Here is a 19884-nt window from a genome sequence, read left to right as displayed (position 1 = left end):
CATGGGTGTTGATACCGCCGGGCTGCGAGTCCCTCCATCCCTTTCAGCAATAAAATGTCATAAAGATACGCAGGCGGAATACTGTCCTTTCGGGCCTCTGTGCAGATGCCTCTTGCCCTGTGTCACGGGGTTTCCCATCTTGCCATGATGGCCACAAAATCTTCCTCTTCCGTTCGCAATGCCGTGTCGATGCCTCTGACGCAGTTTCTCCCCGAGAAGCAGCCCGTCAAACCCAAGACGCGCAAGCTTGTCGTCAAGTCGGACTATGAACCAGCGGGCGATCAGCCGACGGCAATTGCGGAGCTTGTGAAGGGTGTTGAGGGCGGCGAGCGGGACCAGGTTCTGCTGGGCGTTACGGGGTCCGGCAAGACGTTCAGTATGGCGAAAGTGATTGAGGCGACGCAGAAGCCGACGCTCATCCTCGCCCCAAACAAGACGCTGGCGGCGCAGCTTTACGGGGAGATGAAGCAGTTCTTTCCGGATAATGCGGTCGAGTATTTCGTGTCTTACTACGATTACTACCAGCCGGAGGCGTATGTGCCGCGGTCGGACACGTATATCGAGAAGGATAGCCAGATCAACGAGCAGATCGACCGGATGCGCCATGCGGCCACGCAGGCGCTGCTGGAGCGTAATGACGTCATCATCGTGGCATCTGTGTCGTGCATTTACGGTATCGGATCGGTCGAGACGTATTCAAAGATGGTGGTGCGGCTTGAGGTTGGGGGCACCATTGACCGTGAGCGGCTGATCAAGGCGCTGGTGGAGTTGCAGTACCGGCGCAATGATGCGGCGTTCGAACGCGGGACGTTCCGGGTCCGGGGCGAGCAGATCGACATCTTCCCGGTGCAGAACGAGGACCGGGCCTGGCGGGTGTCGCTGTTTGGCGATGAGATCGACCAGATCGTGGAGTTCGATCCGCTGACGGGGAACAAGACGGCAGATCTGGCGGAAATCAGCGTCTATGCGAACTCGCATTACGTGACGCCGCGACCGACGCTCAATCAGGCGATGATCGGGATCAAGAACGAGCTTCGAGGGCGGCTGACGCAGTTTACTGAAGAAGGCAAACTGCTGGAGGCGGAGCGCCTGTCGCAGCGGACCACGTTCGATCTGGAAATGATCGAGACGACGGGGGCGTGCAAGGGGATCGAGAACTACTCGCGCTATCTGTCGGGGCGTGGTCCGGGAGACCCGCCGCCGACATTGTTCGAATATCTGCCGGAAGATGCGCTGCTGATCGTTGATGAAAGCCATGTCACGGTGCCGCAGATCGGCGGGATGGAGCGTGGGGACAGGGCGCGGAAAAGCGTGCTGTCGGATTACGGGTTCCGCCTGCCGTCCTGCATCGACAACCGTCCGCTCGCGTTCGGGGAGTGGAATGCGTTCCGGCCGCAGTCGATTTTCGTGTCGGCGACGCCGGGGCCCTGGGAAATGGAGCAGACGGCGGGTGTGTTTGCTGAGCAGATCATCCGTCCGACGGGGCTGATTGATCCGGTGACGGATGTGCGGCCTGTCGAAGGGCAGGTTGATGATCTGCTGCATGAATGCCGGGATGCGATCAGCAAAGGCGGTCGTGTTCTGGTGACGACGCTGACCAAGCGGATGGCTGAGGATCTGACGGATTATCTCGGGGAGGCGGGCGTCAAGGTCCGGTATCTGCATTCGGATGTGGATACGCTGGAACGGATCGAGATCATCCGTGATCTGCGGCTCGGAGCGTTTGACGTGCTGGTGGGGATCAACCTGCTGCGTGAGGGGCTCGATATTCCGGAATGTTCGGTTGTGGCCATCCTTGATGCGGACAAGGAAGGGTTCCTGCGGTCCAAGACTTCCCTGATTCAGACGATCGGGCGTGCGGCGCGTAACGTTGAGGGACGTGTGCTGCTTTATGCGGACAAGATGACGGACAGTCTGAAATTCGCCATCGAAGAGACGGCGCGGCGTCGGGCGCGGCAGACGGAGTGGAACGAGACGCATGGCATTACGCCGATGACGGTGCGCTCGAAGATCGGGGATGCGCTGTCGTCGGTGTTCGAGCAGGATTATGTGACGGTGGCGCCGGACGGGGCTGGCGATACGGAACAGTTTGTCGGCAAGTCGCTGCCCGCGACGATCCAGGATCTGGAAAAGCGGATGCGCGAGGCTGCGGCCAATCTGGACTTTGAGCAGGCTGCGCGGCTGCGCGATGAGGTCAAGCGTCTGGAAGCGATCGATATGGGGCTGGAGCCGCCGCCGATTGCGTCTTCGACGGCAGGGCGTCCGGGCGCGCGGAAAGCTCCGAAGACGCCTGTGCCTTTGGGGCCAGGTGGGGGCGGGTATGATCCCGCGAAAAAGAAGCGTGGCCGGGGGCGCTGAGATGGCTGAGAAGACGCCGCTCTCGCATTATCTGTCCCCGAAAGGGGCTGCGGTCATGCAGGCCGAGCTGAAGGAGCTGGCGCAGAAGGAACGGCCGCGCATTGTGGAGATCGTGTCCTGGGCGGCGAGTAACGGCGACCGTTCGGAGAACGCGGACTATCAGTATGGCAAGCGTCGGCTGCGGGAAATCGACCGGCGGATGCGGTTTCTGGGCAAGCGGCTGGAAAATGCGGTGATCGTCGACCCCGCCGGGCAGACGACGCGGGACCGTGTGTTTTTTGGCGCGACCGTGACGTATGTGGACGAGGATGACGTCGAGCATATCGTGACGATCCTTGGCGTGGACGAGTCCGACCTTGTGCGGGGAGAGGTCAGTCTGGTTTCGCCGGTGGCGCGGGCACTGATGCGGACGCGCGTGGGCGATGTTGCGATGTTGCAGACGCCGCGCGGGCCGGTTGAGATCGAGATCCTGAAGATTGTCTATCCCGTGGCGGTGGCGACGGTCTGAGCGCTTACGGCAGCAGTTTACCGTCGCGCAGGCGTTCGGCTGTTTCCCACAGGGCCGTGCGGTTGGAGTCCCAACTCAGGTGCTGGCGCGCGTCTTCGTAGGAAAACCATCCGCAGATCGTGTGTTCGGCGGAGAGGGACAGGGTCTGTCTGGTGGCGTAGAGCTGTGGCGACCATTCGGATCGGGCTGCGAAATGGCTGACCGGGATGGTGGCGCTTGCCTGTAGCGGGAACAGGAGGGTGTCAGCGGACAGGCCGCTTTCTTCCTGCATTTCACGTTTTGCGGTCTGATGGGGTGTTTCGCCTTCGTCACCCCCGCCTGCAATGGGTTGCCAGTCTCCGGAATCGCTGCGGCGGAAGAGGGCGTATTCGGTGCCGCGATCGGCTTTGCGGAACGGCAGGACGAGAGCCTGAAACGGAGCGCGGCGTGGGGTAGTCATTTAGGAAACTCCGTGGTGCGGGATTTTGAAAAACCGGGTCATGCGGTTACAGAGGACTGGACCACTCCCCTTTCTCCCTGCCGGAGTTTTCCGATGTCCCGTTCTCTTCGCGTTGCTGTCCAGATGGACCCTCTGGAGTACGTCAATATTGATGGCGACTCCACGTTTGCGATGATGCTCGAAGCGCAGGCGCGCGGCTATGAGCTGTGGGTCTATCCGGTCACGACGCTAAGTCTTGTCGAAGGGCAGGGCCAGGGTGGCCGGGTTCAGGCGCGGGCACGGCGCGTTGAAGTGCGGCGCGAGCGTGGCAATCACGCGACGTTTGGGGAAGAGCAGGTGCTGGATCTGGGGCAGACGGATGTGATCCTGATGCGTCAGGATCCGCCGTTCGACATGGGCTACATCACGGCGACGCATATGCTTGAGCACGTGCACGGTGTGGGCGAGGGGCGTTCGCTGGTGGTGAATGATCCGGTGGCTGTGCGCAATGCGCCGGAAAAGCTGCTGGTGACGCATTTTCCGCATCTGATGCCGCCGACGCTTGTGACGTGGGACACACGCGAAATTCTGGCATTCCGTGAGAAGTATCAGGACATCATCGTCAAGCCGCTTTACGGCAATGGTGGATCGGGGATTTTCCGGATCAAGCCGGATGATGAAAATCTGGGTGCGTTACTTGAGATGCATTTCGCACGTTCGCGTGAGCCACTCATGATCCAGCGTTATGAGCCGGCCGTACGTCAGGGCGACAAGCGCATCATTCTGGTGGATGGCGAGGCGATTGGGGCCATCAACCGCGTTCCGGCAACGGGTGAGGCGCGTTCGAACATGCATGTGGGCGGTCGGGCCATGAGTGTGGAACTGACGGCGCGGGATAAGGAAATCTGTGAGTCGATCGGGCCGTATCTGCACGATCACGGACTGATTTTCACGGGGATCGACGTGATCGGGAACTGGCTGACGGAGATCAACGTCACGTCGCCGACGGGCTTGCAGGAACTGGACCGTTTTGACGGGATGAACAGTGCAGGGCTGATCTGGAATGCGATTGAAAAGCGGGTCTGGGCCTGAGCGCCCCCAGGATTTTTGCAGACTGGCGCAAGCAAAGCATATGCGGTGGCTGACATTGACGGCCACCCCCGTCTTCAGGGCTGACAAACGGAATGGCCGTAAGGCGGCGTCCGGTTTGGCATGCCCCGGCTGGATCGTGACTGACGGATCGGCGGGGGCTTCCTGCTTTAGGCAGTTACTTCAGGATCATTCGTTTTTGAGATGGCTGGTGTAGTCCAGGGGCTGAACGGGTCCGGTCGCGGTCTCATCGGAATGCGGTGGTTTGTCTTTTCCAAAACGGTTGGCAAACCATGTTGCGATTTGCTCCCGGAAATAAAGACAGTAGAGCGCCGCCCAGATGACAAAGGTAATCAAAGCTAAAAAATAGATCAGCATGGTTGTCCTCCCTGGCCTGTTTCGAGACATGGCCTTGAAACGTCATGCGCACAGCATCTCTTGCCAGATGCATATCTGGGAGGGCAAGAAGGTGCCAATTGAACAAGTTCCGGACAGCTCGGGCCTGTGAGGGTCGAGCGGACAGAGAAGGTCGCATATCATCATGTCCTCAACCCTTTCCCCGCGTTCTGCACTGGACGCGGAAGCCGTCAAGACGGCTTATCGTCGTTGGGCCCGTGTTTACGATACTGTTTTCGGCGGTATTTCGGGTTACGGGCGCAAGAGAGCAGTGGCCGCGGTCAATGCCCTGCCAGGAGAGAGGGTTCTGGAAGTCGGAGTTGGAACGGGGCTGGCGCTGCCGTCCTATTCTCATGACAAGCGGATTACGGGAATCGATCTTTCCGAAGACATGCTGGAGCGTGCGCGGATCCGTGTTCTGCAGGATCATCTGACGAATGTGGACGATCTGCTGGAAATGGATGCAGAAGCCACGACGTTTGAAGACGACAGTTTTGATATTGCGGTTGCAATGTTTGTTGCATCCGTCGTGCCCCATCCGGACCGGCTGCTGGCCGAGCTCAAGCGGGTCGTAAAGCCGGGTGGCCATATCCTGTTCGTCAACCACTTCCTGGCGACGGGCGGTCTTCGTCTTTCGGTTGAGCGTGGGATGGCCCGGGCGTCGCGTTCGCTCGGCTGGCATCCGGATTTTGCCATTGAGTCGCTTCTGCCGCCAGAAGACCTGCGTCGTGCAACACTGATGCCAGTTCCGCCGGCCGGGTTGTTTACACTCGTGACATTGCCGCAATGCGAGAGTAAAAGCGACGCAGCAGCCCTGGTCGCCTGATCGGCGTTTGGTTCCGCACTTGTGTCGGCGCCGAGTATTCCGACGCTCGCTGCGGTATTCCTAATTCAGGGACCGACTACGCGATCATGACTTATCAGGCCGTCGATACTGCCCCAGCCCGTTCCAGCCGCCGAGTCGGAACGTCTTTTATTTTGCTGGCACTGTTTGCCGGTCTGCTGGGCGGGTCGCTGGCCCTGCCATTTCTTCAGACACATTCCACGAGTGGTCAGGCATTCTGCCACGGTATTCTCATGACGTTCTTCGTCATGTGTCCGGCCGCGCTGGGTGGTTTTGGGCAGTGGCTTCTGCCGTCTGCGCTGGGAACCGATCGGACGGTGCTTCGGGGACTGACGATGGCCGGGTTCGGGTTCCTGTCTTCCGGCGTAGTGCTGCTTCCGATCCTGCCGTTTGCGGCCCTGCTGCTCTGGGCGGTCGGTATTCTGGCTGTCGCGACGGATGTGATTACGACGTGTCTTGAGGGACGGACCTGCCGTTTCCGTGACATGTCCCCGCTGGCCTGGTCTCTGCTGGCGACTTCCTGCAGCGTTGTTCTTGTGGCGCCGGTTCTGGCCGCGGTTGTGACGCGCGGTATGATGGACGGGATTACGACCACAGCTCTGATCGAGACGCTGCACCTGCCGGAAACCGCGCTGATGCTGACGCCTGCCCTTGGGCTGGTGACGTCCGCACTATTGTCGCGCTCTGCCCGTGCGGGGGCTTCCTGGATGGTCGCACCTTATGTGTTCGGCCTGATGGGTATTGGCGGCCCGCTTTTGTGGATGGACGGGTTGTATGGATCGCTGCCATCCGGCGTTCTGGCGAGCCTTGTTCTTATGACGCAGATCGTGCCCTCGGTTGTGCTGATCGGGACGCTGTGTCGTGATGTATGGCAGCAGAGGCGCGATCTGGATGGCGCGGCGCTCTGGGCGATTGGTAGTATCCTGCTCTTTACGGCCGGTTGGCTGTCTGACTGGCTTCCGGGGCATTCGGGTGATCATACGGCTGTGGCGTTTGGCGGGATCATGGCGCTTTGTGGCGGGTTTTACGCCTGGGTTGAGATGCTTCTCCCCGGTCGTGTTCCTGCTTTGCTGAGCCGGGTCCATGCGGGTCTCATGCTTGTGGGGGCGTTCTGTTCGATCGTGCCGGGCGTGATGATCTACGGTGAGGTTCTGATGGGTGTCAGCCTGCTGGCCTTTGGGCTGGTTGGGCTGTTTCTGTTGAGGGAGACCGGGCGTGCCCGGGTCTCGGCATGAGCGATACGGCGACACCTCTGGCCCCTTCGGGGGTTTTTTCCGTTCCGGGCAAGGATGGTGATTCGTCCCTGCGTGAGTGGCTGGCGCTTCTCAAACCACGTGTGATTTCGCTGGTGGTGTTTACGGGCGCTGCGGGCATGGCCGTGGCGCCGCGCTGGCCGTCCATTCCCATCGGGCTGATTACCATTCTGTGCATCTGCATCGGGGCCGGGGCCGCGGGTGCGATCAACATGTGGTATGACCGCGACATTGACGCGATCATGAAGCGGACTGTCGTGCGGCCCATCCCTGACGGGCGGATGCCGGAGCAGGCGGCGCTGGTTTATGGCGTTGTGTTGTCGGTTCTGTCCGTGGTTGTGCTGTGGCTGGCGACCAATGCGCTGGCGGCGGGTATTCTGGCGTTCTCGATTTTCTTTTACAGTGTCATTTATACGATGTGGCTCAAGCGGAGCACACCGCAGAACATCGTGATTGGTGGCGCTGCGGGGGCGTTTCCGCCGATGATCGGCTGGGCTGCGACCATGAATTCCATGGACGTTCTGCCGGTGGCGATGTTTGCGATCGTGTTCCTTTGGACGCCGCCGCATTTCTGGTCGCTGTCGCTTTATGCGTGCAAGGATTACGGTAAGGCGGGCATTCCGATGCTGCCGGTCGTGAAGGGTGCGCGTCATACGCGGTGGCAGATCCTGATCTACACGTTCATTCTGACGGCTGTGTCACTGGTGCCGAGCTTCGTGCATGAAGTCGGGCTGACCTATACGGTTGTGACCAGTCTGCTGGATCTGGGGTTCATTTTCTGTGCGTTCCGGGTCCTGATGGATCAGCAGGATACGGAAGGGGTGAGCCTGACGAAGGACAGGCCCGCGCGGTTCGCGTTCCGGTATTCGCTGGCTTATCTCTTTCTGCTGTTCTGTGGACTTCTGGTTGACCGGGTTCTGATCGGATGAGCATGACCACTGATATTGATCTCGCCCGCAAGCGGCGTCTGAGCCGGATTACGGGGATTGTGGGTGGCGTGGTGCTGCTGGCCGTGATCTTTTACGTCATTACGCTGACGCGGCTGTAACGGGTCCGGTTTTCGGCCGGAGTGCAGGCAATAAAAAGGCCCGGGGATTTCCCGGGCCTTTTCTGTTTCTGGGGCCTGTCAGCCAGCCTGCTGGATGGCGGAGAGGATCCAGTTGCCGCGACCATCGGCGCGGACGAAGGTCCAGAGTTCGGTGACGGTGACGGGCTCTGTGGAGCTGCCATCGATGACGTTGCCCATGGAGTCCGTGGTGACGTCCGTCATGGAGTAGCGCATGGCGACGGTGGCGTATGTGAGGCTGCCCTCGCGCCAGGCTTCGGAGAGGTCGCCGCGCTGGAACTGGACGTTGGAGACGATGTTCCGGGCACCACGGCTGGCGAGATCGGAAAGCTGGGCATTGAAATAGCCCGTCATTTCCGGTGTCGCCATGCTGGAGAGGGCACGCATGTTCTGTGCGCTCCAGGCAGCCTGAATGTCGAGCAGGAGCCGCTGAAAGCTCGTGTAGTCATCGTTGGTAAGCGTCACGGGGGCGCTGCCGCCTGCATTGCCGAACGGAGGTGCCGCGCCTGCGGGCATTCCGGACGGGTTGCCGCCCATCTGGTTCTGACGGCGGTTGCCGAACATGCGCAGGACGAAAGCGATCAGGCCACCGATGATGAGCACCTGAAACAGGAAGCCAAAGAACGATGTTCCGCCTGTCATGCCGCCCATCATGCCGTGGCCGCTCAGGAGGCCGAACAGGCCTGCGCCCAGAAAGCCGCCTGCGAAGCCGCTCAGGAACGGATGGCGGACAGGGTAGGAGGGTCTGTAGGCCGGAGCGCCATAGCCGGGCATCGGACGGGCCGGGGAAGCGTAGCCCGGTGAGCCGTAATTGGGCGATGGACGCGGGGTTGCGGATTGGTCCATCGGGCGCGCCCAGCCGGGCGTAATGGATGTGCGCGGGGGGACGCTCCAGGTGTGGGAGCCACGGCTTCCGATGGAGCTGCCGCCGCCTGGCCGTGCGTCTGCGGTTCCGAGGACGCAGAGAAAGGCAAAGGCGATCGGGAGAAGTCGAAAATTACGCATCAAAGTCCTGCAATGTTCATGCCGTCGATCCGGATACTCGGAGCATTAACGCTCTGCCGGAACATTAGATCACTGCCCGGAATCATGCGGGCAAACATGTCCTTGAGATTGCCGGCCACCGTGAGTTCGGCGACGGGTTCGGCGATCTCGCCGTTGCGGATCATGAAGCCCGAAGCGCCACGGCTGTAATCGCCGGTCAGCATGTTGACCGACGAACCCATGAGCTCGGTGATCAGGATCCCTTCACTGATATCGGAACGCAGGGCTTCGGAAGAAAGGGTTCCGGGTGCGAGATGAAGATTTGTCACACTCGGGGAAGGGGGCGAGGCGACGCCACGGCTGGCGCGGCCGTTCGTGGGCATGTTGAGCTGGCGGCCGCTGCGGGAGTCGAGCAGCCAGGTCTGGAGCACGCCATCCGCGATCAGGTTCAGAGGCAGGGCGGCACAGCCTTCGGCGTCGAAGGGACGGGAGGCCGCGCCCCGGATGCGGCGCGGATCGTCATGGACGGTCAGGCCGGAGGAGAGGATCTGTTTGCCGAGGCTGTCCTTGAGGAAGGACGTGCCCCGCGCGATGGCGGCCCCGTTGATGGCGCCGACCAGATGTCCGAGCAGCGTGGCGGAGACGCGCGGGTCGTAGATCACGCTGTAAGTGCCGGTGCGGGGGCGGCCGGGATTGATGCGTGCCAGCACCCGCTCGGCGGCTTCGCGGCCGATGATGGTCGCGCTTTCGAGGTCTTCCAGATGCACGGCGCTGCGATAGGCGTAGTCGCGCTGCATCGTGGCGCCTTCGCCGGCGAGGACGCTGGCGCTGGTGGAATGTCCGGTGCGGCTGTAGGCGCCGAAGAAACCTGCCGAGGTGCCGAGTGCGACTGAGGTGCGGCCGTGACCGGCGGAGGCGCCGTTGGTGTTGGTGATGCCTTCAAAGGAGAGGGCAGTATCCTCGGCTTCGCGGGCGCGGGCGAGGAGGTCGTCCATGCTCGGCGCGGAACTGCATTCGAGGTTCAGTCCGGCGGCGTCGAAACGGCCCTGAAGGGCGGCTTCGGCAAGTCCGGCATACTGGTCTTCGGGGACGACCAGGGCCATGGCACAGGCCTGTTCGGCCAGACGGTCGAACTCGGCCTCGTTCAGAACGCTCGTCGAAACCGTGGCCGCGCGTTTGCCGCGAAAGACGCGCAGGCCGAGGGCGACGCTCTCGGAGCGCTCGATGCCTTCGGGGACGCCTTTTCGGACGAGCGCGGACTCGGACTCGTCGCGGACAAGAATGGCGTCCGCGTGGTCTGCGCCGTGGCGGCGGGCTGCGGCGAGGAGGGCTTCGACGGGCGTTGTGGTCATGCGGCGAGCCTTGCTGTGATGTCCTCGAGCGAGGGCATGTTGCCGACGGGGCCGATGGCAGTGAAGGTCGGCGTGCCGGAGAAAATGGTGCGGGCGACGCGCAGGATGTCGTCTTCCGTCACCGCATCGATCTTGCCAACCGTTTCGGCTGTCGGGATCGGGCGATTATGGACCTGGATCTGACGGGCGAGCTGTTCGCAGCGGCTGCCGGTGCTTTCCAGCGACATCAGGAGCGAGGATTTGAGCTGGGCGCGGGCGCGGGACAGCTCCGCTTCGCTCAGGCCATCCTGAAGGCGCTTGAGTTCGTCGATCATGACAGGGACGAGTTCGGCGGTCTGTTCCTCGCCCGTGCCCGCATAGAGGCCGAACAGGCCGCTGTCGCTGAAGGGGGAGGCGAAGGAATAGACGCTGTAGACCAGACCGCGGCGCTCACGGATTTCCTGGAACAGGCGCGAGGACATGCCGCCGCCGAGCAGCGTCGAGAGGATCATGACCGCGTAATGATCGGGGTGCATGTAGCTGACGGACGGAAAGCCCATGACGAGATGGGCCTGATCCAGTTCGCGGGTCGTGCGCAGTTCGCCGCCCTCATACGCGGCCGCGCGGGGGCGGAGCGTCTGATGGGTGGGGAGGTCGCGGAAGTGTTCCTGTACCAGAGCCACGACGTCCTGATGGTGCAGGTTTCCGGCAGCGGCGATGGTGATGTTGTGGGTCGTATAATGCTCGCGCATGTAGGACATGAGCGTGTCACGCGTCATGGTCGAGACGAGGTCTTCCGAGCCCAGTGTGGGGCGGCCCATGGGCTGTTCGGGGAAGGCGCGTTCCTGGAACTGGTCGAATATGATGTCGTCAGGCGTGTCGTTGGCCTGACCGATTTCCTGAAGGATCACGCCACGTTCGCGCTCGATTTCGGCGTCCAGAAACGTGCTGTGGGTCAGGATGTCGCCGATGATGTCCACGCCGAGCGCGAGGTCGTTCTTCAGCAGCTTGACATAATAGGCGGTGGTTTCGCGGGCGGTGTAGGCGTTGATGTAGCCGCCGACATTCTCGATGTCTTCCGCGATCTGGGCGGCGGAGCGGCGTTCGGTGCCCTTGAAGGCCATGTGTTCGAGGAAGTGGGAGACGCCGTTATTGGCGGCGGTCTCGTCGCGTGTGCCAATGGAGACATAGGCTCCGAAAGACACGGTTTCAACGCGGTCCATCCGTTCGGTGATGATGGTCAGGCCGTTATCGAGTCTGGTGACTTCAATCGTATCGGGCATGAGGTTCCGTATTGTCGCAGGAAGGCAGGCTCCCCGGCTGGGGAGCCTGTGTTGGACGATCAGCCGCGCTTGATATGGGCGCGGACGGCGTCCTGAAGGCCGGAAATCTGGCTGTCCATGCACTCATAGCGCTCGGTGCGCTCGAACAGGTCGGACAGGTGCGGCGGGAGTTTGGGGTGGATGCCGGTGGCGGCGATGACGGCGTCCGGGAACTTGGCGGGGTGGGCCGTGGCGGCCGCGACCATGGGGATGCCGGGTTCCTGGAAACGCCTGCCGACGGCGAGGCCGATCGCGCTGTGCGGGTCCGCGAGATAGAGGCTCTCGTTGTAGAACAGGCGCATGGCTTCGCTGGTCTGTTCGTCGGTGAGGGTCATGCCCTCGAAGACGTCCTTCATGCGGGTCCAGGCGTCATGCGGGACGGCCATGCGGCCGGTTTCGCGGAACTCGCGCATGATGGCGGCGCAGCGTGTGGCGTTGCGGTCCAGCAGTTCGAACAGCAGGCGTTCGAAATTGGACGAGACCTGGATGTCCATCGACGGCGACAGGCTAGGCTCGACCGTGCGCACGCTCATGTCGTTGTCGATGACGAAGCGCGTGAGGATGTCGTTGCGGTTGGAGCCGATGCAGAGCTTCTTGATGGGCAGGCCCATCTGCTTTGCAGCCCAGGCAGCGAGGACGTTGCCGAAATTGCCGGTCGGGACCGAGAAGGAGACTTCGCGGTCCGGCGCGCCGAGGGCAAGGGCGGCGCGGACGTAATATGGGATCTGGGCGGCGATGCGGGCCCAGTTGATCGAATTGACGGCCGAGAGCGAGACCTCGTCACGGAAAGCGTGGTCGGCGAACATTGCCTTGACCAGATCCTGACAGGTGTCGAAATCGCCTTCGACAGCGATGTTGAGGATGTTGTCGTCCTGAACGGTCGTCATCTGGCGGCGCTGGACGTCCGAGGTGCGGCCCTTGGGGTGCAGGATGACAACGGAGACGCGTTCGCGGCCACGGCAGGCCTCGATGGCGGCTGAGCCGGTGTCGCCGGAGGTCGCGCCGACGATCGTGACGTGGCGGTTGCGCTGGGTCAGGACGTGATCGAACAGGCGGCCGAGCATCTGCATCGCCATGTCCTTGAAGGCGAGCGTCGGGCCGTGGAACAGTTCGAGGGAATAGAGATCCTGCTCGACTTCGACGAGCGGGACCACGGCGGCGTGGTCGAAATCCGCATAGGCGTCACGCGTCATGTCGCGCAGGGTTTCGACGTCGATCGCGCCTTCGGTGAAGAGGGCGATGACTTCGGCGGCGAGGTCCGGATAGGAGAGCGTGCGCCACTCGCGCAGGGTCTGCGGGCTGATCTTCGGCCAGCTCTCCGGCATGTAGAGACCGCCATCTCCCGCGAGGCCGGCGAGAAGGATGTCAGAGAAGTTCGGGGCGTCGGCGGTCAGCTCGCCGCGTGTAGATCGGTAGCGCATGGGGAATTTTATATCACGTCCTGTCAGGGCAAGGCGATGCGAAGAATGTGTGTTGTGCCATCTTCCGTGACCAGAACGGCCATCTGGTGGCTGTCGGAGACGGCGGGGGCGCCGGCATTGAAGAGGCGCGGGTCCTTGAGGATGCGCAGGGGGATGCGGTCACTGCCGAATTTCAGGACGCTGCCGACGGTAATGTCGGACAGGTAGAAAACATTGTCCGGGGTCAGGGTTGCGCCGCCGAGACTGGGCGTGGTCCGCCATTCGGTAATGCCGTCGAGCTGTTCGACGGCCGTGAAATCCGTGTCCGTCAGCAGTGCGGTGTCAATGCGGGACATGGGACCGCATGCGGGCTGGTAGAACAGCCACTGACCTTTGGCGTCCAGCATCAGAAAGCGCACATTACCGCCTGCCATGGGGTGTCCGTCCGGCCCCATGCGAGGTTGGCCGTCGCGCAGGAGCGGGTGACGACCCGTCAGAGACAGATCGGAAGGCAGGAAGCGGGTGGCCTTGCCGGTCTGGATGTTTGCCACGACGAGGGCGGGTTTGCCTTCATCCGCCAGATAGGCGTGGGAATCATGAACCTGAAGGGCGATCAGGTTACTGCCTGTCACGGTGGCGCCGCTCAGGGAAATGCGGGCCTGAACCGATCCGTCCTCAGACATGCGAACAAGGGTCGGCGCGTCACCGGCTGTAAGGCCCCAGAGATCAGAGCCTGAGCGGGTCAGGGCGACAAGAGGTTCGGACGGGACGCTGGAGCTGGATAAGGGAGCGGCTGTGTTGCTGGCGTCAATCCGAACCGGGTGGCCAGAAGCATTCAGGGCAAAATAAGAGCCGTTTTCGCCAGCGAGAAGGATTTTGGGCTGAACGCCGGAGAGCGCTGCATCCGCTGTGATGGAGGCTGGGACGGGGGCGTCCTGCCAGGGGTGATCCGCTCTGGCGGGGGTGGCCGTGAAGGCCAGTGCCGCCAGACCGGTAGCGGCGGCGACATGCAGGAGACGGGTTTTCATGCCTCTGACATTGCCTCGCCAGATCTGTTTGGCAAGGCCGAAGTGGGGTCAGGAGTTCACTTCGGTCTTCGACGGGGTGGTTACCTGTGGTTCCTGACCGTCGGCAATGGGACTTTTGATCGGGCCAGGAATGTGATCGACGGCCAGAGGCGCAGGACGTGGATTTGAAAGCCAGGGGGCCATTTCATGCTCGACCGGGAAGAGGACGGCAGCATGCATCAGGAGCGCTGCTTCAATGGTCAGGCACTCGATTGACCATCGATTGTCGGGCATGCGTGAGATGTAGTGGCCGGAAGCAGTGCGACGGACTTCGATAGGGAACGTACGCGTTGTCATTCCCTGCCGGACCGTTGCGTACACCAGGCCCGGCACAGGGCCGGTTCGTTGTTCAAGATACATCGTCTAAAAACCCCTGACTCAGTCTTGGATTTACAATATTGGCCAAGAAACTGTGAAAACTTCGTTAACACCTGTCCGGCTGGATTGTTTGGAAATTCTGGAGCACGAAGAGTTGATGATGTCTCAGTTTTCTACAGATCCGACCGACGCTGCCTTTGCCAGTTTCGATGCAGGGGACCTTGCGGGGGCCGAGGCGGCCTTCCGTTCCATTCTGGCTGCGGAGCCAGGGCAGCCTGATGCCCTGCATGGGATGGCGTGTCTGGCCCGGGCCAGTGGGCAGGACGCCACGGCTATCGCGCTGGTAGGGCGCGCGCTGCAGAAAGCCGCCATTTCGCCCGATCGGAAGGCCAGGATGCATATCACGCTGGGGCTTGCGTTACTCAGTCAGGGGCATGCGGAGGCCGCCCGGGCAGCGTTGCATGTATCCGTGATATTGCAGCCTTGCGATCCGCGCGCGCATGTCGCGCTGGCGGACATTTTTCTGGCACTGGGGCGTCGGGGAGAGGCGCGTGAGGCGCTAGGGAAAGCCGCAGATCTTTCGGCTGATGACAGTAATGTGAGGACGCGGCTTGGGTCGCTTTTTCTCGATGATGGGCTGGGCGGGCAGGCTGTTGGGCAGTTTCGACAGGTTGTGCGTCGTAGGCCGGGTGATGGGGCTGCGCTGGCAAACCTAGGTGCCGCGCTTTTTGCCTCCAATGCGTTTGAGGAGGCGCAGAAAATCCTGCATCGCGCATGTGAAGCGGGTGCGCAAACGGCGGAGACGCTCAATAGCCTGGGGCTTGTGGAAATGGCGCTGGGCGATCTTCAGGCCGCTTGTGAAACATTAAGGCAGGCGCTGGAACTCCGGCCTTCGGATGGGCGGATCGCCAACAGTCTGGGGACTGCCCTGATGGAAGTCGGTCAGCTGGAGGAGGCTGAGGCACTTTTTGGGGCAATTTTGGTCGGTGAAACGGGGGAGGAAGCGGAACGGGCCCGGTTCAATCGGGCGACCATTCTGCTGGGGCAGGGGCGTTTTACGGAAGGGTGGCGAGACTTTGAGAGCCGCCGGGTGCTTTTGCGGCTGGCTTCGGGCGCTCCGCAATGGGACGGCTCGGCGGGAGAAGAGCCTGTGGCCGTTGTGGGCGAGCAGGGGCTGGGCGATGAGGTGCAGTTTCTGCGCTTCTTGACGCAGGCGGCAATGCGGCGGCCATTGCGGCTGCGGTTTCGCGCGGCGGCGCTGGCGGGCCTGATGCCGGGGCTGGATCAGGCGCGGATTCTGCCAGCGGACGGGGTGGTGGCGGCTGAAATCAGTTTGCTGAGTTTTCCTGCTGTTCTGGGGATCGACGATGTGCCGCCCGTGCAGCCTTATCTGGCTGTTTCGGAAGCGCCTGAGCCCGGGCGGATCGGGGTCTGCTGGTCGGGGAATCCGTCTTACCGGTTCGATCGCAGGCGGTCGGTTCCGGTTGGCTGTCTGGAAGGTTTGCGGCAGGTGTCCGGTGTGCGGTTTGTCGCACTTCAGCCGGGCGAGGCGCCAGACTGGATGGAGCGGGTTCCGCTTGAGACGCCTGTGGATCTGGCGCGGGAAGTGGGCCGGTGCGCGCTTGTGATCAGTGTGGATACGCTCGTGGCGCATATGGCCGGTGCATTGGGGCGGCCGTTATGGCTGCTCAATCGTGAAGGCGGCGACTGGCGGTGGAAGGACGTGGATTGGTACAAAAACGTCCGGCAGTTCCGGCCGCCCTCCGGTGCGGCGGTTGCTGCGGGATGGGAGGCCGTGCTGCGGGATGTCGCATCTGTGCTCAGTTTACGGGCGCAGTGACCGGGGGGCTCGTCAGGGAGGCGAGCAGGGTCTCGCGCAGGCGGGCGAGGCGGACCGGATCGGTGATTTTCAGGCCCAGCAGATCCCGGACGTAGAACACGTCCACGGCGCGCATACCGTAGGTGGTGATGTGGGCCGAGGAGATCTGGAGGGACTGGCTGCTGAGGGCGGATGTGATGTCATGCAGCAGGCCGGGGCGGTCACGGCCGTTGACCTCGATGACGGTGTGACGGTCCGAGGCCGTGTTGTCGATGACGACGCGGGGCGGGACATGGATCGCGCGCATCCGGCGTGAGGTGCTGTGATGGCTGGCGTCCTCGATGCCTTTGCGGATGTCGAGACGGCCCGAAAGTGCCTGCTCCACGAGATGGTTGAGGCGGCCAAGCTGGTGGGGTTCCTCGAAGGAGCAGCCTTCGCCGTCCTGTACCCAGAAGGTGTCGAGCGCCATGCCGTCGCTCAGTGTGTGGATGCGGGCATCCACGATGGAGGCGCCTGCGACGGCGAGGGCACCGGCGATCTGGGAGAACAGGCCCGGATGGTCGGCGCAGAGGACCGTGAGTTCGGTGACGCCGCGTTCGGGGATGGGGAAGGCTTCTACCGTGACGGGGGAGCGGTAGCGGTCCGAATCGTGGACCATGCGGGCGTGGCGCATCTGGGTGTCGGTGTCGAAGCCGAGCCAGTAGCTCGGGTAGCCGAGGTCCAGAAAGCGGTCGATGCTGCTTTCGGGGAGGGTGCCGGTGAGGCCGTCCCGGGCGAGTTCGCGGGCATGGTTGACGCGGCTGTCGCGTTCGGTGGCGGCCAGTCCGCCTTCCAGCACCTCGGCGACGCGGGAGAAAAGCTCGCGCAGCAGGGTGGCTTTCCAGGCGTTCCAGACCTTCGGACTGACGGCGCGCATGTCGGCGATGGTCAGGAGAAGGAGGAGACGCAGGCGTTCGGGGGACTGGATGGTGTCGGCGAGGTCGAGGATCGTGCGGGGGTCGTCGATGTCGCGGGTGAAGGCGGTTTGGGACAGCAGCAGATGGTGCAGGACCAGCCAGGAGACGGTGTCGGTTTCCTCGGGGTCGAGGCCGAGCTGCGGGCAGATGGTCAGCGCAAGGTCAGCACCGATTTCGGAATGGTCGCCGCCGCGTCCCTTGCCGATATCGTGCAGCAGGACGGCGACGTAGAGGGCGCGGCGGGAGCGGATATCGCTGGCCAGCGTGTAGGCCAGGGGGATCTCGTCCGCCATGCGTCCGGCTTCGATCTGGCCCATCATGCGAACGGCTTCGACGATGTGCTCATCGACCGTATAGATATGATAGCTGTCGAACTGCATCTGTCCGACGACGCGGGACCAGTCCGGCAGGAGGCGGCCGAGGAGGCCGGTTTCGTTCAGGATCGGGAGCCAGAACGGGACGGCTTTGGTTTCGTCCGCGCTGGGCTCGCAGAGCAGGTCCAGGAAAATTTTTGCGGTTTCGGGATCGTCTCGCAGGGTGACGGCGTGGCGTTCGTTGCGGATGATCTGCTGCATCGCGATGGGATGTAGCGGCAGGTCATGGCGGCGGCCGCAGTCGAGCAGGCGGAACATTTCGCGGGGCTGGGCCGCAAACGTCACGGGTTCGATGGGGCAGATGCGGCCGGCGATGGTCTGGAACTCTTCGGGGCCGGGGACGACTTTGGGCGGCTCGCCCGTGGTCTGGTCCTGAAGATGCATCAGCACGACGGGTTGCAGGACGCTGGTGAGGCGCATGACGTCGCGGGCGGTCAGGAAATAGTGGCGCATGAAACGTTCGACGCCACGTTGACGGCCATGGGTGGCGTAACCCATGCGGCCACCGATGACGGGCTGGACGTCAAAGGTCAGGCGTTCTTCGGCGCGGCCGGTGATGTAGTGCAGGTGCAGGCGGACGGTCCACAGGAAGTCCCATGACCGGCGGGCGCGGTGTGCTTCACGTTCCGTCAGAAGACCGAAGGACGCGAAGGACGGCGTCTGGGGGGCTTCGGCGGGTTTGCCGTTGCGGTCCGGTGTCGAGACAGCGCAGCCGAGGGCGGCGCGGCCCATCCAGTTCAGGGTTTGCAGGTCCCGCAGGCCGCCGCGGCCTTCCTTGATGTTCGGCTCGACCATGTAGGGATTGTCGCCGAAGCGGCGGTGGCGCTGTTCGCGTTCGCCAATCTTGCCCATGACGAATTCGCACAGCCGGTCGTTCTGCAGATCGGCGCCGAGGGCGCAGCGCAGGTCGCGGGCCAGACTGCGTTCGCCGTGCAGGAAGCGCAGGTCGAGGAGGGCGGTGCGGATGGTGAGGTCGGTATCGGCGTCGCGGACGCAGTCGGCGATGGAGCGCGTGGCGTGGCCGACGCGCAGGCCGAGATCCCACAGGGCGTAGAGGATGAACTCGATCCGGGCGGTCATGGCCGGGGTCGGGTCGCCTGGGATCAGGAAGAGGATGTCGATATCGCTGAAGGGGGCGAGAAGACCTGCGCCATAGCCGCCGGTGGCGCAGAGGCAGAGCGGTTCGCCGGGAGACTGATGTTTCTGCGCGACGAAAGCCGCCGCATCATCGCCGCGATGCAGGGCGAGCTGTCCGAAAAATTCGGCATCTCAAACCTCAAGATCAAACACCACGCGCAGCTCGGCTACGTCATCGAAGTCCCGTCCGCCGCCGGCACGAAACTGCGCGACAACCCCGACCTGTCCTTCCGTCAGGGTACGGCCAGCCTCGCCCGCTTCTCCACCGAAGACCTGGCCGGTCTGGACCGTGCCATCCTCGAAGCCGCCGACAAGGCCTCCGCGCTCGAACGCCGCATTTTCGCCGAGCTCTGCGCCCGCATCCTGCAAACTCCAGCCCTTGATGAGGTCGCGGAGTTCCTGGCCCTCGCCGACGTCCTGCGCTCCTGCGGCCTGCTCGCGGAAGGCGGCTCATGGTGCCGCCCCACCGTCACGGACGGCACAGAGTTCAGTCTCGTTGCCTGCCGACACCCGGTCGTCGAAGCCGCATTGGCCGAATCGGGAAGTGCGGATGCCCGTTTCATCCCCAATGACTGCGCCCTGCCGCCCGAACACCGCGCCATGCTGCTCACGGGCCCGAACATGGCCGGCAAATCCACCTTCCTGCGCCAGACCGCCCTCGCCGTCATTCTTGCGCAGGCAGGTCTCCCCGTTCCCGCAAAGGAAGCCCAGATCGGCGTCGTGGACCGCCTGTTCTCCCGCGTCGGCGGCGCGGACGACCTTGCCCGGGGCCGCTCGACCTTCATGGTCGAAATGACCGAGACGGCGGCGATTCTCAATCAGGCCGGTCCGAAATCTCTCGTCGTCGTGGACGAGATCGGCCGTGGCACCGCAACCCTCGACGGCTTGTCCATCGCATGGGCCACACTCGAAGCCCTGCATACCCAGCTCGGCTCGCGGACAATCTTTGCAACACATTTCCATGAACTCGGCGCCCTGACCGAATTCCTCCCCCGCCTCGCCCCCTACACGATGGCCGTGAAAGAGTGGCGCGGCGAGGTGATCTTCCAACACGAGGTCCGCCCCGGTGCCGCCCGCAAGAGCTGGGGCCTGCATGTCGCAAAACTGGCGGGAATCCCCCAATCCGTCGTCAACCGCGCCAGCCGCCTCCTCACCCAGTTCGAACGCGAGCAGGCCGATTCCCGCTCTTCCCTGCCGCTTTTCGAAGCCGTGGCGGAGCCCGAAACGCCCCCTCAGACCGACAC

At 62.9% G+C, this 19884-nt stretch carries 15 protein-coding genes and 2 pseudogenes; 8 read left to right on the top strand and 9 right to left on the bottom strand.

The annotated features are described in order from the left end of the window. Window positions 1–147 precede the first annotated feature (147 nt). Together uvrB and greB are read left to right on the top strand one after the other, a co-directional pair. Window positions 148–2358 (top strand): excinuclease ABC subunit UvrB, encoded by a 2211-nt coding sequence (uvrB, locus tag JK202_RS06060; RefSeq protein ID WP_283091785.1) that lies wholly within the window; start codon window positions 148–150, stop codon window positions 2356–2358. A 1-nt stretch (window position 2359) separates the two neighbouring features. Beyond that, complete coding sequence (greB, locus tag JK202_RS06055; protein WP_211559252.1) at window positions 2360–2866, top strand: transcription elongation factor GreB; 507 nt, start codon at window positions 2360–2362, stop codon at window positions 2864–2866. A gap of 4 nt (window positions 2867–2870) precedes the next feature. Here greB and JK202_RS06050 read toward each other — a convergent pair whose 3' ends face one another. Continuing rightward, the gene (locus tag JK202_RS06050) at window positions 2871–3305 is read right to left on the bottom strand and encodes an NUDIX pyrophosphatase (protein ID WP_211559250.1); all 435 of its coding nucleotides are present in this window, start codon (window positions 3303–3305) and stop codon (window positions 2871–2873) included. A gap of 93 nt (window positions 3306–3398) precedes the next feature. On the opposite strand from JK202_RS06050, the gene gshB reads away from it, so the two are divergent. Further along, window positions 3399–4376, top strand: a complete 978-nt coding sequence (gshB, locus tag JK202_RS06045; RefSeq protein ID WP_211559248.1) for a glutathione synthase — start codon at window positions 3399–3401, stop codon at window positions 4374–4376. A 186-nt stretch (window positions 4377–4562) separates the two neighbouring features. On the opposite strand, the gene JK202_RS06040 is transcribed toward gshB, so the two are convergent. Beyond that, on the bottom strand, window positions 4563–4751 hold the full coding sequence (locus JK202_RS06040; protein ID WP_211559245.1) for a hypothetical protein: 189 nt from the start codon (window positions 4749–4751) through the stop codon (window positions 4563–4565). A 163-nt stretch (window positions 4752–4914) separates the two neighbouring features. Between JK202_RS06040 and JK202_RS06035 the strand changes: the two genes are divergently transcribed. From JK202_RS06035 to JK202_RS06025, 3 genes are all read left to right on the top strand, one after another. After that, on the top strand, window positions 4915–5595 hold the full coding sequence (locus JK202_RS06035; RefSeq protein ID WP_211559243.1) for a class I SAM-dependent methyltransferase: 681 nt from the start codon (window positions 4915–4917) through the stop codon (window positions 5593–5595). 86 nt (window positions 5596–5681) lie between these two features. Beyond that, a complete protein-coding gene (locus tag JK202_RS06030) occupies window positions 5682–6848 on the top strand; it encodes a cbb3-type cytochrome c oxidase subunit I (RefSeq protein ID WP_211559241.1) in 1167 nt (388 codons plus the stop codon). Next, the gene (locus JK202_RS06025) at window positions 6845–7795 is read left to right on the top strand and encodes a heme o synthase (protein ID WP_211559239.1); all 951 of its coding nucleotides are present in this window, start codon (window positions 6845–6847) and stop codon (window positions 7793–7795) included. Before JK202_RS06030 ends, JK202_RS06025 begins: the two co-directional genes overlap by 4 nt. A gap of 197 nt (window positions 7796–7992) precedes the next feature. Here the strand turns inward: JK202_RS06025 and JK202_RS06020 are convergent, their stop codons facing one another. The 6 genes from JK202_RS06020 to JK202_RS05995 are packed head-to-tail and all read right to left on the bottom strand — an operon-like array spanning window position 7993 to window position 14333. Beyond that, on the bottom strand, window positions 7993–8937 hold the full coding sequence (locus tag JK202_RS06020; RefSeq protein ID WP_211559237.1) for a TIM44-like domain-containing protein: 945 nt from the start codon (window positions 8935–8937) through the stop codon (window positions 7993–7995). After that, entirely contained in the window at window positions 8937–10268 is a 1332-nt protein-coding gene (locus JK202_RS06015) for a TldD/PmbA family protein (RefSeq protein ID WP_211559235.1), read from the bottom strand. Before JK202_RS06015 ends, JK202_RS06020 begins: the two co-directional genes overlap by 1 nt. Beyond that, window positions 10265–11530: a pitrilysin family protein gene (locus JK202_RS06010; RefSeq protein WP_211559233.1), complete on the bottom strand. Its 1266-nt coding sequence runs from the start codon at window positions 11528–11530 to the stop codon at window positions 10265–10267. Before JK202_RS06010 ends, JK202_RS06015 begins: the two co-directional genes overlap by 4 nt. 59 nt (window positions 11531–11589) lie before the next feature. Beyond that, the gene (gene thrC / locus JK202_RS06005) at window positions 11590–12990 is read right to left on the bottom strand and encodes a threonine synthase (protein WP_211559231.1); all 1401 of its coding nucleotides are present in this window, start codon (window positions 12988–12990) and stop codon (window positions 11590–11592) included. A gap of 23 nt (window positions 12991–13013) precedes the next feature. Further along, window positions 13014–13997, bottom strand: coding sequence for a hypothetical protein (locus JK202_RS06000; protein ID WP_211559229.1), 984 nt, complete (start codon window positions 13995–13997; stop codon window positions 13014–13016). Between the two features lie 48 nt (window positions 13998–14045). Continuing rightward, window positions 14046–14333, bottom strand: coding sequence for a hypothetical protein (locus JK202_RS05995; protein WP_249199737.1), 288 nt, complete (start codon window positions 14331–14333; stop codon window positions 14046–14048). A 178-nt stretch (window positions 14334–14511) separates the two neighbouring features. Between JK202_RS05995 and JK202_RS05990 the strand changes: the two genes are divergently transcribed. Beyond that, a complete protein-coding gene (locus tag JK202_RS05990; protein WP_211559225.1) occupies window positions 14512–16194 on the top strand; it encodes a lipopolysaccharide assembly protein LapB in 1683 nt (560 codons plus the stop codon). Here the strand turns inward: JK202_RS05990 and JK202_RS05985 are convergent. Further along, a pseudogene (locus JK202_RS05985) lies at window positions 16175–18691 on the bottom strand ([protein-PII] uridylyltransferase); the annotation flags it as partial. The gene JK202_RS05990 and the pseudogene JK202_RS05985 overlap by 20 nt on opposite strands. Between JK202_RS05985 and JK202_RS05980 the strand changes: the two are divergent. Next, window positions 18665–19884, top strand: a pseudogene (locus JK202_RS05980) (MutS-related protein); the annotation flags it as partial. The pseudogenes JK202_RS05985 and JK202_RS05980 overlap by 27 nt on opposite strands.

Source organism: Gluconobacter sp. Dm-62 (assembly GCF_018256155.1).
GTDB lineage: Bacteria > Pseudomonadota > Alphaproteobacteria > Acetobacterales > Acetobacteraceae > Gluconobacter.
This window is presented reverse-complemented; position numbering and strand designations above follow the sequence as displayed.